Source organism: Caballeronia glebae, assembly GCF_001545035.1.
Taxonomy (GTDB): domain Bacteria; phylum Pseudomonadota; class Gammaproteobacteria; order Burkholderiales; family Burkholderiaceae; genus Caballeronia; species Caballeronia glebae.
Map to the genome: position 1 here is coordinate 40778 of NZ_FCOJ02000015.1, position 15255 is coordinate 56032.

Annotated in this window: 11 protein-coding genes and 1 pseudogene; 3 read left to right on the forward strand and 9 right to left on the reverse strand. The window is 63.5% G+C overall.

Annotated features, from left to right (window positions below; translation table 11 throughout):
- Window positions 1-49: 49 nt before the first annotated feature.
- From AWB82_RS12780 to AWB82_RS12815, 7 genes and pseudogenes are all read right to left on the reverse strand, one after another.
- Window positions 50-952 carry a LysR substrate-binding domain-containing protein gene (locus AWB82_RS12780; RefSeq protein WP_086967534.1) on the reverse strand — a complete coding sequence of 301 codons (903 nt, stop codon included), beginning with the start codon at window positions 950-952 and terminating at the stop codon, window positions 50-52.
- A 61-nt stretch (window positions 953-1013) separates the two neighbouring features.
- Complete coding sequence (locus AWB82_RS12785) at window positions 1014-2309, reverse strand: sugar efflux transporter (RefSeq protein WP_086967536.1); 1296 nt, start codon at window positions 2307-2309, stop codon at window positions 1014-1016.
- A 531-nt stretch (window positions 2310-2840) separates the two neighbouring features.
- Window positions 2841-3110, reverse strand: coding sequence for a hypothetical protein (locus AWB82_RS12795; RefSeq protein WP_086967676.1), 270 nt, complete (start codon window positions 3108-3110; stop codon window positions 2841-2843).
- Window positions 3110-4030 (reverse strand): hypothetical protein, encoded by a 921-nt coding sequence (locus AWB82_RS12800; protein WP_086967538.1) that lies wholly within the window; start codon window positions 4028-4030, stop codon window positions 3110-3112. The genes AWB82_RS12795 and AWB82_RS12800 overlap by 1 nt, the downstream gene beginning before the upstream one ends.
- Before the next feature lie 217 nt (window positions 4031-4247).
- Window positions 4248-5273: a histone deacetylase family protein gene (locus AWB82_RS12805; protein ID WP_086967540.1), complete on the reverse strand. Its 1026-nt coding sequence runs from the start codon at window positions 5271-5273 to the stop codon at window positions 4248-4250.
- 10 nt (window positions 5274-5283) lie between these two features.
- A pseudogene (locus tag AWB82_RS12810) lies at window positions 5284-6541 on the reverse strand (Zn-dependent hydrolase).
- A 23-nt stretch (window positions 6542-6564) separates the two neighbouring features.
- Entirely contained in the window at window positions 6565-7875 is a 1311-nt protein-coding gene (locus AWB82_RS12815) for an MFS transporter (RefSeq protein ID WP_086967541.1), read from the reverse strand.
- Window positions 7876-8001: 126 nt separating this feature from the next.
- Between AWB82_RS12815 and AWB82_RS12820 the strand changes: the two genes are divergently transcribed.
- Window positions 8002-8958, forward strand: coding sequence for a LysR family transcriptional regulator (locus AWB82_RS12820; RefSeq protein ID WP_086967543.1), 957 nt, complete (start codon window positions 8002-8004; stop codon window positions 8956-8958).
- Between the two features lie 9 nt (window positions 8959-8967).
- Here AWB82_RS12820 and AWB82_RS12825 read toward each other — a convergent pair whose 3' ends face one another.
- Entirely contained in the window at window positions 8968-9192 is a 225-nt protein-coding gene (locus AWB82_RS12825) for a DUF6900 domain-containing protein (RefSeq protein ID WP_086967545.1), read from the reverse strand.
- Between the two features lie 314 nt (window positions 9193-9506).
- Between AWB82_RS12825 and ptsP the strand changes: the two genes are divergently transcribed.
- Both ptsP and ptsG read left to right on the forward strand, forming a co-directional pair.
- Window positions 9507-12038 (forward strand): phosphoenolpyruvate--protein phosphotransferase, encoded by a 2532-nt coding sequence (gene ptsP / locus AWB82_RS12830; protein ID WP_086967547.1) that lies wholly within the window; start codon window positions 9507-9509, stop codon window positions 12036-12038.
- Between the two features lie 22 nt (window positions 12039-12060).
- The gene (gene ptsG / locus AWB82_RS12835; protein ID WP_086967549.1) at window positions 12061-13842 is read left to right on the forward strand and encodes a PTS glucose transporter subunit IIBC; all 1782 of its coding nucleotides are present in this window, start codon (window positions 12061-12063) and stop codon (window positions 13840-13842) included.
- 76 nt (window positions 13843-13918) lie between these two features.
- Here ptsG and AWB82_RS12840 read toward each other — a convergent pair whose 3' ends face one another.
- Window positions 13919-15241, reverse strand: coding sequence for an MFS transporter (locus AWB82_RS12840; protein ID WP_235023270.1), 1323 nt, complete (start codon window positions 15239-15241; stop codon window positions 13919-13921).
- Between the last annotated feature and the right edge of the window lie 14 nt (window positions 15242-15255).

Consider the following 15255-nt stretch of genomic DNA (forward strand, 5'->3'; position numbering starts at 1 on the left):
AACGTCCGTGCTGACAAACGAAAAGTTTTCGCTGACGGATGAGCGCAGTTCAACCGTTATCGACGAAACCGGCCGCCTGTTCGATCAGCCAGTTGCGAAACGCGACGAGATCCGCGCGCGCACTCGCTTGCGGCGTTTCGCAGACCCAGTAGGCGGTTTCGGTCTCGACGCTCGTCGCGGACGCTTCGACGAGCGTGCCCGCCGCCAGTTCGCGATCGACGAGCGGACGCCTGCCGATGACGACGCCGAGCCCGGCCGCGGCCGCATCGAAGCCGAGCTGGACGGTATCGAAGCGCAGGCCGCCGTGGAGATCGAGACCGTCGATGCCCGCGCCGTCCATCCACGCCTGCCAGTCCTGACTGGCGGTATCGACGTGGATGAGCGCGGCGCGCGTGAGATCGGGCACGCCGCCCGCGCCTGTCAGCGTCGCGCGATAGGCCGGACTGCATACCGGCACGAGCCGCTCGCCGAAGAGACGTTGCCACGACGCGCCGTCGACCGGGCCGCGAGAAAGGCGCAGGCCGAAATCGAAGCCGTCGACGGGAAAGCCCGCCTGCCGGCGCGAGGTGTCCACGCTGACGTCGATGCCGGGCCAGCGCGCGCGGAAATCGGCGAGGCGCGGCACGAGCCAGCGAGCCGCGAGCGTCGGCGCGCACGTGATGGAAATCGCGCGGCGCCGGCGCTTGTCGGGCAACGACTGCGTGCCGATGACGATGAGAGAAAACGCTTCGGCGATGTACGGCAGATAGTGTTCGCCCGCGGCCGAGAGCGACAGTCCGCGCGGTTCGCGCACGAAGAGCTCGACGCCGAGCATGTCCTCCAGCGCGCCGACGCCGTGGCTCACGGCGCCCGGCGTCACGTTGAGTTCGGCGGCCGCGAGCTTGAAACTGCGATGGCGCGCGGCGGCTTCGAAGAGACGCAGGGCGTTGAGCGGCGGGAGGCGCTGAGGCATGTTCGCGTGTGAAATCGACGACCGGGTGCGCCTATCTTGCCATTCCTCGCTGAAAACGACGTCACGGTTTCGCCGGCCGCCGATCGTCCCACCAGTCGAGAATGCGCCGCGCGATGAGCGCGAACGGCGGATTGACGAACAGCACGGCCGCTCCTAGCGCAATGCAACCGCAGACGAGAAACGTGCCGCGATAGCCGAGCGCGGCCACGAGCACGCCGGACAACACGCCGGAAAGAATCGACCCGACGCGCGACGCGTTGAAGAACAGCGCCGTCGCCGATCCGGGGCTTTGCGGCATCAGATCCTGCATGTAGGTCATGCCCAGGCACGACGTCACGGAGACGACGAAGGCGTTGAAGGCCTGCATCGGAATCAGGAAGTGGACATTCGGCGACGCCGCCACCGCAACGAAATAAATCAGATGCACGACCGCGCATGACGCGAGCCAACGCTTCTTGTCGAGGCGCGAACCACGCGCGCCGAGCGCGAGCATCATCGGAATTTCGAGGAGCGCGCCGAGGCCGAGCATGATCGAGACGTCGATGCGCGTGCCGTGCATACCGTGCACGACGTAAAGCGGCAGGACGATCATGGTCGCGCTCGCGGCGAGCCCGATGAGCGTCATCGCTACGGTGGCGCGCCAGATCTCCGCGCGCGAGTGCTGCGTGCCGGGGTGCGGCGGCACGAGTTCCTCGGTGTCGGGCGCGGTGACTTCGAGCAGCGAGGACGGGTCGCCGGCGAAGTGAGCGGGTGCGCTGTGCGGGTCGCCCTTGGGCGAATCGTGCATGCGCCATACGATCGCGCCGCACGCGATGAAACAGGCCGCCGCGAACAGAAACAGGCCGTAGAAGCCGACGGCGGCCAGGACCAGCGCGCCGACGGAAGGCCCGAAGACCCACGCCATCGAAAGGACGGTTCGCAAGGTCGCGAGCGCGAGGGATCGCTCGGCTTCGTTATCGACCGGCAGAGCGGCGCGCGCGAAAGAAAACACGAGCGACATTGCGGAGCCGCCGGCGCCGAGAAACACGATGCCGATCGCGACCAGCGCGGAGTAGTTGCGCACCAGACACAGCAGCAAGAAACCGAGCGACGAAGCGACGAGCGCCGCGAGCAGCAATTCGCGATGATGGCCGTGCCTGTCCGACCATTTGCCGGCAAAAGCGCTGGCCACCACGCCGCTCGCGGCAATGACCGTCATGAAGAGACCGAGCTTCAACGGGCTCATGTCCGCCTGCTCGACGCTGAAGAGCGACAGATACGGCGCGGTGAACGACATCGCGACGCCGAGCATCAGGATCGCGCTGGAGAGCGGCAAAAAGAATGGGATCCGGGCGAGACTGAGCAGGCGTGTGTTCATCGGGACGTGGGTCGGCTTGGGCGATCGGGCCGAAAAGGCAGGTCGTGCTGGGCGCGGGATGGGTACCGCGCGCGTGCGGGGGGCGCGGTACTTGGGCAGTTTGCCATCGTTACCTGAATGATGCGTGTGGCAATTAGTTAATTTTGTTTTACATAATGTTAATTAGCGCATTTTTGTTTGTAGGTCCCAAGTTCAAATGTCGCGTCTCTGCCAAGTAGAGATGTCGCATTTTGCCGTAGGTTCGTGGCCAGACAAGCGTTTCTGGAGCGCGGGCCGTGAACACGACTGGGACGATCACGATGTCGATGCGCGAACTGGACCGATTCGGAGTGATTCAAGCGGTCGCCGAGCGTCCACTCAAACCGGGCCGCGCCGCCGAGCGGCTGGACATGAGCGTGCGAAAAGTCGAGCGCTTGGTATGGCGTTACCGCGCCGTGGGCGTGGCAGGTCTGGTGTCCGCAAGCGCAACGCGCGAGCAGTCATCAATTGACTGGCGGTGCGACACAGCGTGCGCTGGCGTCACACGCAAATTCATTCTGACTTGCCAAAGGGCTGCTGCGTCACGCTCATAAATTGCCTAATCTCAGGCTGCCCTAACGCGATCAGGTTGAGCATGGCGACGCCGAGTCGGCGCGCAAATTCATCGTCCAGCTTGTTGTCGAATTCTTCCAGCGCTATAGGCATCTCCAGCTTGCTCGCGAGTAACGGCGCAATCTTGACTGGCTCGACAGCGCGAACCGAAAGTACTTGCGTGTCTTCCAGGTAGGAGACAACGACAGAATAAGGCGAATGCGCAGCCATCAGAATCCTCTGCATTGTTGATAACGGTCAAATGCGTTTTGGCGGCACAGGGTCGTACCACGACTGCCGCCCATTGCTGCGCCAAGTGCCCCACACAAATCGAGGTCGCGCTCATATTGAGCAAAACAGCCCGCCTCGTCAGCTTCGCTTACGCCCGTGGCCCCTAGGTCGAAAACGTCACCAAACGAAGAGTCCTCAGAATACTCGAATGGCGACGCATCGCCGAGCGGTGTGCTTTCGCCGCCGAAGTTCATTGACAACGGCTGATCGTCGTCTGAACTGCTTCCTCCGAGAGCGGCCCCAGCTGCGTCCTCGACCGCGCCGAGCCAGTCGAAACCACTACTGCCGCTAGCGCCGCCGTCCATGCATCCGGGGGAATTGGCCTCGCTCACTCTAGCGCTGACGCCGCCAATGCCCTTGCCTGCCGCCCCACCGCTCGCAACTCCGCCGCGCTGGCTGATCGGAATGTAGTAGGGGTCTCGCTGCGCGTATTGGAAGGCAGCCTGCTTTGTCCAACGCTGCGGCGCGTCAGATGGCACATCGAATCTTGGCGACAGGCGCCATCCCCGATCAACTATCGGGATCAACTCACCATCGCGCACGGCCTTGCGAAAGAATCGCTCGATCTCTTCGTTCGAGGCTGGCTGTTTCCAGTGAACGACATTCAAGAAAATCTGAAGAAAGCGCTGAATGGTGCGCAAGGCTTTACCGCCCGCGACCGTGCGCAAATCGAGGTTCGGGCGGAAGTATCGATCGAAAGCGATGCGATCTTCATCGACCGCCTTACGCGCGTCTGTTTTCAAAAACCGGAACTCTGTGCCGCATTGAAGACGCGGAACGAGCGTGCATTGCCAGCCGATATTCAACGGCACGTCCAACGTGTTGTGGGACGGTTTCCATTTGCCAAAATCGAAGCCCATTCGACTTTGAACCTATCTTGACACATTTATAAGGATTCCAGAGTAATAGCACGCGGCTTTTGGGAGCGTCAAAAATTGTTCGATTCCTGCTCTAACGGCCGCCCATTGAAGCGCCACCAGATACGGTCGTTAGTAAAATAAAGATAACTAATTGATGTTTTGGATATGAAGTCCCTTCAGCGGCAGCCCCTAATCAAGACCGCCGCCACGACCGCATTCACCCACGCCGCTGCGCAAACCCATCAAAAAACGCCCGCGCATTGGCCTCAAGACTTTCCAGGTGATATCCACCTTCCTGGGCGATCACCGAAGGCAGACCCAACGCACCAATCGCCGAGCCTAGCCGCCCGAATCCTTCGGTCGTCACGGCGACTTGCGCTTGCGGATCGTCCTCGTAAATATCGAACCCGAGCGCAAGCACGAGCGCATCCGGCTCGAAGCGCTTAAGCACGCCCAACGCATCGTCGAGCTTCTCGAAGAACACCGCTTCGGACGAGCCATGCGGCATCGGCAGATTGATGTTGAAGCCATCGCCCGCGCCCGCGCCGCGCTCTTCTTCATAACCCGCGACCACAGGATAAAAATTCGTCGGATCGCCGTGGATCGAGACATACAGCACGTCGTCGCGTCCGTAGAAAATCTCCTGCACGCCCTGACCGTGATGCATGTCGGTATCGAGAATCGCGACGCGTTCGAATCGGCCGCGCAGCGCCTGCGCCGCGATCGCCGCGTTGTTCAGATAGCAGAATCCGCCCGCCGCATCGGCGCGCGCATGATGTCCGGGCGGACGGCACAACGCATACGTCTCGCGCGCGCCATCGTTGACCGCCGAGGCCGCCGCGAGCGCGCTTTGCGCCGACCAGTACGCCGAGCGCCACGTATTCGCGCCGACCGGACAACTGCCATCGGCGAGATAGCGCGCGGCTTTTCCGAGAATGCCTCGCAACGGATTCGGGTCGCGCACGTAGATGTTCGACATGATTTCGTCGCCCCAGTCGTCGGGCATCTTCTTCCATTCGCGATGCCCTTCTTCGAGAAAGCGCAGATAGTTCATGTCGTGCACGGCGGCGATCCCGGCCATGCCGCGATCTTCCGGCTCGATCACGTCGAAATCGAGCGACTTCGCCGCGGCGACGAGCCGCGCCGCGCGCTCGGGCACTTCCTGCGGCGCGCGCATCTGTCCGCGCGACATGTAGCTGCGCGGATGATGCAACAGTTGTTCAGGGTGAAAGAACGTTTTCATCTGGACTCCTTTATTTCGCGTTCAAAGTGGCCGCGACGCCCGCGCGCGCAAGCACCGCATTGAGCAGCACGTTTGCGCCGCGCGTCACGTCTTCGGGCAACGCGTCTTCGGCTTCGTTGTGCGAAAGCCCGTCGACGCATGGAATGAACACCATCGCCGTCGGGCAATAGCGCGCGAGATGAATCGCATCGTGACCCGCGCCGCTCACGATGCGCTCGTTCGAGTAACCCAGCGCATCGACGGCCTGCGCGACGAGCGCGACGCAACTTGGCGCGAAAGGCGTCGCGGGACTGCGCCAGTACGTTTCGATGGATACTTCGACGCCGCGCGTCTTCGCGGCACTTGCGAAAGCCGCGCGCAGGTCGCGCTCCATCGCATCGACTTCATTGTCGTCGTGATGACGCAGATCGACGGTGAACGCCACCTTCCCGGCAATCGTGTTGCGCGACGCATTCGCGATGCTCGCTTGCCCGATCGTCACGAGCGCGCGCGGCGCACGACGTTCGGCGATCTTCTCCAGTTCGAGCGCCATCTGCGCCGCTGCGAAATACGCGTCCTTGCGATACGGCATCGGCGTCGTGCCCGCGTGCGCGGCGACGCCGGTTACAGTGACATCGAGCCAGCGGATCGCCTGCCCGCCCGTCACGACGCCGATCGTCGTGCCGTTCGCTTCGAGCACGGGTCCTTGTTCGATGTGCGCCTCGAAGTAAGAATCGACCGCCTGAAATCGCACCGCGCGCGTGCCGCGATATCCGCTTTGCGCGAGCGCATCGGCGAGCGTGATGCCTTGCGCATCCTGCTTAGCGAGCGCTTCTTCCAGCGACGTAACGCCGGTGAACACGGCCGATCCGAGCATCGCCGGCGTGAAGCGTGCGCCTTCCTCGTTCGTCCACGAAACGATTTCGATGGGCTTCCCGGTCGCGATGTCCGCATCGTTCAACGCACGCACGAGTTCGAGCGCGGCGAGCACGCCATACACGCCGTCGAAGCGCCCGCCTTCGGGCTGCGTGTCGAGATGGCTGCCGATCAGAACCGGCGCCGCATCGCGTTGCGTGCCTTCGCGGCGTGCGAACAGGTTGCCGATCTCATCGACCGATACCGTCATGCCCGCTTCGCGGCACCACTGCGCGAAAAAGATCGCGGCCGCGTCTGTCTTCTTCGCTCAGGGCGAGACGGCGCACGCCGCCCTTTTCCGTCGCGCCGATTTGCGCCATGTCCATGAGGCTTCGCCAGAGGCGCGCGCCGTCGATTTGCAGCAGGTCTGTCATGTTCGATTCCATAACGTTCAGATTCACACCGCGCCCACGGATTCCGCGTGCTCCGCATGCGAAGCCCGACGCGCATCGAGCGCAACGATGCACACGAGCGAGATGCCCGCGAGACACGTATAGAACACCGCGAGCGGCCACCATTGCCCCGTATATCGATGCGCGAGCCACGTGCCGACGAGCGGCGTCAATCCGCCCGCGATCGCGCCGCACACCTGGTAGCCGAGCGAGATGCCGGAGTAGCGCACGCGCGTCGGAAACACGCCGCTGACGAAACCCGCGATCACGGAATAGAAGCTCGCCATGCAGACGACAGCGATAGCGATGCCGATGACCATCGGCACGGCCGAGCCGCTTTGCACGAGCATGAACATGGGATACGGCGAGATCATCGCGAGCGCGGCCATGAGCTTGAGGAATCGCGCGCCGCCCATGCGTTCGGCGGTCCACGCGGCGAGCGGCTGCGCGAGCAACTGGATGATCGCGACGGCAAACAGGCAATCGAGAATGAGCGAGCGCGTCACGCCGACGTATTGCGTGGTGTACGCGATCATGAACGTGTTCGTGAAGTACACGCCCGCGATCCCGATCGTATTCGCGCCGATGCACAGCAGCACGAGGCCCCACGCGGAGCTCAACACTTCGGCAATCGGCAGCTTGGCCGTGCGATTCGATTCCTTCACGCGCGCGAATTCCGGCGACTCGTTCACGCCGAGACGAATCACGATGCCGACGATCAGCAGCACCGAACTCGCAAGAAACGGAACGCGCCAGCCCCACGACAGGAAATCGGCCTTGTCCATCGACGTCACCGCGCGAAACGCGATCAGCGAAAGGATCAGCCCGGCCGGACTGCCGAGTTGCGCGAACGATGCGAAAAACGTGCGGCGTCCCTCCGGCGCGTGTTCGCCCGCCATCAGCACCGCTCCGCCCCACTCGCCGCCGACCGCGATGCCCTGGACGACGCGCAGCAGCACGAGCAGCACCGGCGCGAGCATGCCGACCTTCGAATACTCGGGCAGCAAGCCGACGCCGACGGTCGCGACGCCCATCATCATCAGCGTGGTCATGAGCGCTTTTTTGCGGCCGATCTTGTCGCCCAGATGCCCGAAGACGATGCCGCCGAGCGGCCGCGCGAAGAAGCCGACGGCGAAGGTCGCGAACGACGCCATCGTGCTGACGAACCGGTCGCTCGACGGGAAATAAAGTTCGCCGAAAACGAGCGCGGCGGCCGTCGCGTAAATATAGAAGTCGTACCACTCGATCATCGTGCCGATGAACGCCGCGGTTGCGGCGCGTCCCGGCTGACGGGTACTGACGATGGCGTGAGTCATGCTGGCTCCGATGCATGAGATGCGTTGACGGTCGATACGCGTCTTTATCGTCAGCCATAAATTATTAGTCAAATTTCGCGTTATTATTCATCGCATAAATTTGGCTAATAGTTCGACGAAAACATCATGCGCACCGACATCGCCCGCTTCCTCAACGACCGGCTCGACTGGAATCTTCTGCGCACGTTCCTCGTGATCATGCAGGAGCGCAGCCTGAGCCGCGCAGCGGCGCGCCTGTACGTGACGCAGCCGGCCGTGAGCCAGGCGCTGCGGCGGCTTGAAGAGACGCTCGAACGAAAGCTGATCGAACGGCGCGGCCCGTACTTCGCGCCGACGCAGGCGGGCGAAGAGGTGTATCGGATCGCAAGCGATATTTACGGAAATATTTCCCGGCTGGAAACGGAACTGGACGACCGCACCGAGGACATCAACGGTTCGATTCGTCTGTTGACGATCAGCCGCATCGAGTCGCCCGTCTACGACGAATTCCTGGCGGACTTTCATCGGGCGTACCCACGCATCGACTTGCAGATCGAAGTGATGCGCTCATCGGACATCATTTCGTCGCTGCTGCAGAAGACGGCGACGGCGGGTCTCGGCCTGTGCCGCACGCCGCACGAAAAGCTGGAGATGCACTGCTTCCTGCGCCAGCGCTACGCGATTTTCTGCGGCAGGCATCACCGTCTGTTCGGGAAATCGACGCTGGTCATGGACGATCTGCTCGCCGAGAACTTCGTGTCGTTCACGAGCGACCAGATCGGCGACAGTCTCTCGCCGCTCACCGTGTTTCGCGATCAGAAAGGTTTCACCGGGCGCATCGTGGCTTCGTCACCGAGTCTGGACGAAGTGCGCCGGCTGATTTTCGCGGGGTATGGCATCGGCTGCCTGCCCGAGCACATCGTGCGCGACGACATCGCGCAGCAACGTCTGTGGCGCTTGCCGCCGGAAGAAGGTCTCGTCGATGTCGACGTGCATCTGCTGTGGCATCGCGATCGCAAGATGAATGCAGCGGACCATGCGTTCCTCGACGGCATGGAGCGCTGCATGCGGCGCTATTCGCTCACGGAACGGCTGGGCAAATAGCGCGCGCGCTCAGGCGCACTGCCCTTGCCCGCGCTCGGCGCGCGTCACGGCGTTGCCGACCAGAAGACCCAGATCGTAAGCGCGTTCGAGCGCGCGCCCGATCTCCTCGACCCGGCACATGCGTATGTCGGCGCTCGGCTTGCCCATCGGATCGAACGACTGAATGCCCAACTCGTCGTATGCGATTGTCAATAGCGGTTCCCAGTAAGGTTCGGTTTTGTTGCTGCAGTTCATGATTCGCGCTCCTTTTTCTTGCGTTTGCTACTTAACTAGCTTAGTAGCAAGGCGATGCGCGCCGTGCGACGAATCGCCGCGAGTGGAGGCTCATCTCTAGAAATCATCCATGCGCCGCGAAACAATAGCGCCCTTTTTGCCGCCCCTGCCCTAGGAAGCAGAATGCGGCGTTTCAGAATTCGAATCAATGTGCCGCTTCGAAGCGGGTGCTGTTGCGAACGCACATTCATTCGCTCAGCGAATCACGAAGCCGTTGCCTATGATTTATCTCAGGCCGGTTCCAGCTCATCTTCAAAGGACTAGGAGTCGTTCACATGAAAGCTCCTCAACGCTTGGCACGGATCGAACTGATGGCGCCGTTATCCGGCGTGATGGTGCAAATCGAGACTGTGCCCGATCCGGTTTTCGCGCAGAAGATGGTCGGCGACGGCGTGTCGATCGATCCCACTTCCAACGAATTGCTCGCCCCGCTTTCCGGAACAGTCACGCAACTGCATCGCGCGGCGCACGCGGCGACCATCACCGGCGAAGGTGGCCTCCAGGTGCTGATCCACATCGGACTCGACACCGTGATGCTGCGCGGCGAAGGCTTCACGCCGCTCGTCAAGGAAGGCGACACCGTCGCGACGGGCCAGCCGCTGATCCGCTTCGATCCGGTCGTCGTCGGCGCGCGGGCCGTGAGTCTGCTCACGCAGATGGTCATCGCCAACGGTGAGCTCGTCACCCGCTACGCGCCCGCGACGGGTCTCGTCACGGCGGGCAAGGACGTCGCGTTGACGGTCGAATTCGTCGGCGGCGGCGCTGCAGACGCGAGCGGCGGCGTGGCCGGCGCGGTCCGGTCCGACGAAGTCACGCTGCCGAATCCGCAAGGCCTGCACGCGCGGCCCGCCGCCGTGTTCGCCGCCGAAGCGAAAAAATACAAGTCCGAGATCCGCGTTTTGCGCGGCGGCGACAGCGCGAACGCGAAATCCGTCGTCGCGTTGATGGCGCTCGCGACGAGCTTCGGCGACAAGCTGCACGTCGAGGCCGCCGGTCCGGATGCGGGCGAAGCGGCTGCCGCGCTCGCGCGCCTGCTCGCGTCGGGATCGGGCGAAAAACCCGGCGATGCGCCCGCTCCCGTGGCTGCCGCAGCCGAAGCGGTCGCGCCGAAACCCGCCGCGCCCACGGACGCGAACGAACTCACCGGCGTATCGGCGTCGCCGGGACTCGCGGTCGGCAAGATCGTGCAGTTCCGCCGGGAAGTCATCGACGTGGCCGAAGCGGGAGAATCGCCGCAACGCGAACGCGCACGGCTCGACGCCGCGCATCACGAGGCGCGGCAGCAGATCGAGGCGTTGAAGGCGAAGCTCACCGATCCGTCGAAGGCGCAGATTCTCGATGCGCACCTCGAACTGCTCGACGATCCCGATCTCAACGATGCGGCCATCGCCGGCATCAGCGACGGCAAGAGCGCGGGCTTCGCGTGGCGCGCGGCGTTCGAGACGCAGGCGGGCAATCTGGCGCGGCTCGACAACGCGCTCCTGCGCGAGCGCGCGGGCGATATCCGCGATGTCGGCCGACGCGTGCTGGCGCTGCTCGCGGGCGTGCGGCAGGCGCATATCGACGTGCCCGGCGAATCGATCCTCATCGCCGAGGAGCTTTCGCCCTCCGATACGGCCTCGCTCGATCGCAGCAAGGTGCTCGGCTTTTGCACGACGACCGGCGGCGCGACGAGCCACGTCGCGATTCTCGCGCGCTCGCTCGGCATTCCGGCGATCTGCGGTATTGACGAAGATGCGCTGCAATTGCCCGACGGCACGCTCGTCGTGCTCGACGGCTCGCGCGGCAGCCTGCGGCGCAATCCTGGCGCGGACGATCTGGCGAAGGCGCGCGAGCGCATCGAACGTCAGACGAAAAAGCGCGAGGAAGAGAAAGTCGCCGCGAGCAAGCAGGCAGTCACCGCGGATGGACATCGCGTGGAAGTTGTCGCGAACATCCGCAATGCGCAGGAAGCGCGCGATGCGGTCGCGGCGGGCGCTGAAGGCGTCGGGCTGCTGCGCTCCGAGTTTCTGTTCGATAACCGCGACACCGCGCCGTCGGAAGACGAACAGGCCGCCGAGTACTGCGCGGTGGCCGAGGCGCTCGGCCGCGAGCGTCCACTCGTCGTGCGCACGCTCGATGTCGGCGGCGACAAGCCGCTGTCCTACATGCCGCTGCCGAAGGAAGACAACCCGTTCCTCGGCCTGCGCGGCGTGCGCGTAAGCCTCGATCGGCCCGACATGTTCCGCGTGCAATTGCGCGCGATTCTGCGGGCCGCGCCGATCGGCAATCTGCACATCATGTTCCCGATGGTCGCGTCCATCGAGGAAGTGCGCACGGCCAGGCAGATTCTTTCGGAAGAAGCCGGCGATCGCATGGCGAGCGTCAAGGTCGGCGTGATGATCGAAGTGCCGTCCGCCGCGCTGATCGCCGAGCCGCTCGCGCGCGAAGTCGATTTCTTCTCCATCGGCACCAACGATCTGACGCAATACACCCTCGCGATGGATCGCGGGCATCCAAAGCTCGCGAAACAGGCCGATGCGCTGCATCCGGCGGTGCTGCGTCTCATCGGCATGACGGTCGATGGCGCGCACAAGCACGGCAAGTGGGTGGGCGTGTGCGGCGGCATCGCGTCCGATGCGATGGCGGTGCCGGTGCTCGTCGGCCTCGGCATCGATGAACTGTCGGTCAGCGTGCCGGCCGTCGGCTCGATCAAGGCGCAGCTCGCGCGTCTCACGATGGATGAAGCCCGCCAGCTCGCGGCCAAGGTAATCACGCTGGGGACGGCCGCGGAAGTGCGCGCCCTGCTCGCCCCATACGCGGAATAAACGGAATAAGCGGAGACGCAACATGTTCAAAAACGCATTCGGCGTGCTGCAGAAGGTCGGCAAATCGTTGATGCTGCCGGTCGCGGTGCTGCCCGTCGCCGGCCTGCTGCTCGGCCTCGGCGCGACCGATTTTCACGGCTACGTGCCCGCCATCGTCCTCGAATTGATGAAGAACGCGGGCGACGTGATCTTCGGCAATCTGCCATTGATCTTCGCGATCGGCGTCGCGCTCGGCTTCACGGAGAACGACGGCGTATCGGGTATTGCGGCGACCATCGGCTATCTCGTGATGACGGCGACGCTCGGCGTGATCGCGAAGCTCGAAGGCGTCGAGACGGCCATGATCATGGGCATTCCATCGATCCAGACCGGCGTGTTCGGCGGCATTCTCGCGGGCGGCCTCGCGGCGTGGATGTTCAACCGCTACTACAAGATCGCGCTGCCGGCCTATCTCGGCTTCTTCGCCGGCAAGCGCTTCGTGCCGATCGTCACCGCCATCGGTTCGATCGTGCTCGGCGCGGTGTTGTCGGTCGTGTGGCCGCCCATCGGCGGCGCGATCAAGGCGTTTTCGCAATGGGCGGCGGTCTCCGATCCGCGCACGGCGGCCACCGTCTACGGCTTCGTCGAACGTCTGCTGATTCCGTTCGGCCTGCACCACATCTGGAACGTGCCGTTCTTCTTCGAGGCGGGCAGTTTCCTCGATCCGACGACCGGCAAGGTCGTTCATGGCGACATCAATCGCTTCTTCGCCGGCGATCCGACCGCGGGCATTTTGTCGGGCGCGTTCCTGTTCAAGATGTTCGGCCTGCCCGCCGCCGCGATCGCGATCTGGCATTGCGCGAAGCCCGAGAAGAAGGTCGCGGTCGGCGGCATGATGGTGTCGGCGGCGCTGACTTCTTTCCTCACCGGCATCACCGAGCCGATCGAGTTCGCGTTTCTGTTCGTCGCGCCCGTGCTGTACTTCATTCACGCGTGTCTCGCGGCATCGGCGCAGTTCGTCGCCAATACGCTGAACATGCACATGGGCTTCACGTTCTCGCAAGGCGCGATCGACTTCCTGATGTTCAACCTGATCGGCAACAAGGCGACGCACGCGTGGTACGTGTTCATCCTCGGACCGATCTACGCGGCGATCTACTACGTCGTGTTCCGGTTCGTGATCTCGCGCTTCAATCTCAAGACGCCGGGCCGCGAGGACGACACCGCAGCGACGGTTGCGGTGAGCAGCAGCGGCGTGGGCGGCCGCTCGCGCGATCTCGTGCTCGCATTCGGCGGACGCTCGAATATCAAGAGCCTCGATGCGTGTATTACGCGCTTGCGTATCTCGGTGAACGATCCGTCGCTCGTCGACGATGCGAGATTGAAGGCGCTCGGCGCGGCGGGCGTCGTGCGTGTCGGCAATGGCGTGCAGGCGATCTTCGGGCCGCTGTCGGAGAACATGAAGACCGACATGCAGGAGTATCTGAAAACCGCGGGCAGCGACGCCGATTTACCGGCGGCGGGCGCGTCTGCCGCTGTTGCGTCAGACGCGGTGAGCGCGTCGACTGTTGCGCCCGAGCGGGATACGGCGCTGCAAAAAGCGCGCGCGGAGAAGATTCGCGCGGCGCTGGGCGGCGCGGCCAATATCCTGAAGCTCGAACCGCTTGCGGCCACGCGATTGCGCGTCGCGCTCAGCGATGCGTCGCGGCTGGATGGCGCCGCGCTGAAGGCTGCGGGCGTGCCAGCGACACAGGCGCTCGACAACGGTGAAGTGGATCTGCTCGTCGGGCTCGAAGCGGAGAATCTCGCGGGCGCGATGCGTTGATCCATGCCCACCGCCGCGTCGAAGCGTTTCCCGCATCGCATCGACGCGGGAAACACTCCGGATTAAAGGCCGCGCATCAATGCGCCATCGCTTCGGCATGCACGGGCGCACGCCACACGAGGCCGATGATCACGCCAAGCACGCAAAGCGCGCAGATGTACCACGCAGGCGCCATCGTGATGCCCTGCCGCCCTACCAGGAACGAGGCGATTGCGGGCGCCGTGCCGCCGAAGATCGCATAGGCGGTGTTATACGAAAGCGCGAAACCGGTGAAGCGCACTTCCGGCGGAAAGCTCTTCACGATGATGTAAGGCCCGAGCGTAATGGTTCCGATGAGAAAGCCGCCGAGAATATACAGCGCCCACACGGACTGGCTTCCCGCGTTCAGGCTCATGTAGAACGCGCCGCATACGAGCAGCATCGCGGCACTGCCGATCGCATAGGCGCGGCCGCCGCCGATCTTGTCGGCCGACCATCCCGCAAACGTGCTGCCGACGATCAGCCCGAAGATCGACCACGAGTTGTTCGTGAAGACGTCCTTGGACGGGAAGTGAAACTGCGATTGCAGGAACGTCGGCGCGTAGAGGAAGTACAGCACGAAGATGCCGGAGAAGACCCACGTCGCCAGCAGCGAGACGATCAACGCGCCGCGATGCTCCTTCAGCACGACCGCAAGCGGCAGGCGCGAATCCGCCTGACGCTTCGCGCGCAGCGCTTCGAACACCGGCGTTTCCTGCAGATAGAGGCGCAGATAAACCGAGATCAGACCGAACGCACCGCCCGCGATGAACGGCAGACGCCAGCCCCAGCTTTTCAGATCCGCCGGCTCCATGTTGCCGATGAGGAACTTCGCCGACAACGCGCCGAGCAGAATGCCCGTGCAAAGACCCGACATCAAAAGACCGCACGCGAGGCCGATGCGATCGCGCCTCACATGCTCGGAGCAGAAAATCCACGCGCCCGGCACTTCTCCGCCGACGGAAAGACCTTGCAGAACACGGCACAAAAGGAAGAGCAAGGGCGCGACCATGCCGAGCGTCGCATAGCTCGGCAACAAGCCGATGAGCAGCGTCGGCGCGGCCATGAGGAACAGGCTCAACGCGAACATCTTCTTGCGGCCGATGCGATCGCCGAAGTGCGCGAAGAAAATGCCGCCGATCGGACGAACGAGATAACCCGCCGCGAAGATGCAGAACACTTCGAGCTGCGCGAGCCACTCAGGTGTCTGCGGCGGAAAAAAAACGGTGGCCAGCAGCTTCGTGAAAAACACCGCGACGATGAAATCGTAGTACTCCAGCGCACCGCCGAGCGACGCCAGCATCAGCGTCTTGATATCGTTGCGTGACATCGACCGCCCATGAATGGCGACGTCGTCCGTCTGTACAGGGGTAGAACTCATCTTTGGCTCCAGAC

Bases quoted from the DNA above. Each gene is read 5' to 3' on its own strand.
- AWB82_RS12780 (WP_086967534.1), bottom strand. From the start codon at position 952: ATGCCTCAGCGCCTCCCGCCGCTCAACGCCCTGCGTCTCTTCGAAGCC.
- AWB82_RS12785 (WP_086967536.1), bottom strand. From the start codon at position 2,309: ATGAACACACGCCTGCTCAGTCTCGCCCGGATCCCATTCTTTTTGCCG.
- AWB82_RS12795 (WP_086967676.1), bottom strand. From the start codon at position 3,110: ATGGCTGCGCATTCGCCTTATTCTGTCGTTGTCTCCTACCTGGAAGAC.
- AWB82_RS12800 (WP_086967538.1), bottom strand. From the start codon at position 4,030: ATGGGCTTCGATTTTGGCAAATGGAAACCGTCCCACAACACGTTGGAC.
- AWB82_RS12805 (WP_086967540.1), bottom strand. From the start codon at position 5,273: ATGAAAACGTTCTTTCACCCTGAACAACTGTTGCATCATCCGCGCAGC.
- AWB82_RS12815 (WP_086967541.1), bottom strand. From the start codon at position 7,875: ATGACTCACGCCATCGTCAGTACCCGTCAGCCGGGACGCGCCGCAACC.
- AWB82_RS12820 (WP_086967543.1), top strand. From the start codon at position 8,002: ATGCGCACCGACATCGCCCGCTTCCTCAACGACCGGCTCGACTGGAAT.
- AWB82_RS12825 (WP_086967545.1), bottom strand. From the start codon at position 9,192: ATGAACTGCAGCAACAAAACCGAACCTTACTGGGAACCGCTATTGACA.
- ptsP (WP_086967547.1), top strand. From the start codon at position 9,507: ATGAAAGCTCCTCAACGCTTGGCACGGATCGAACTGATGGCGCCGTTA.
- ptsG (WP_086967549.1), top strand. From the start codon at position 12,061: ATGTTCAAAAACGCATTCGGCGTGCTGCAGAAGGTCGGCAAATCGTTG.
- AWB82_RS12840 (WP_235023270.1), bottom strand. From the start codon at position 15,241: ATGAGTTCTACCCCTGTACAGACGGACGACGTCGCCATTCATGGGCGG.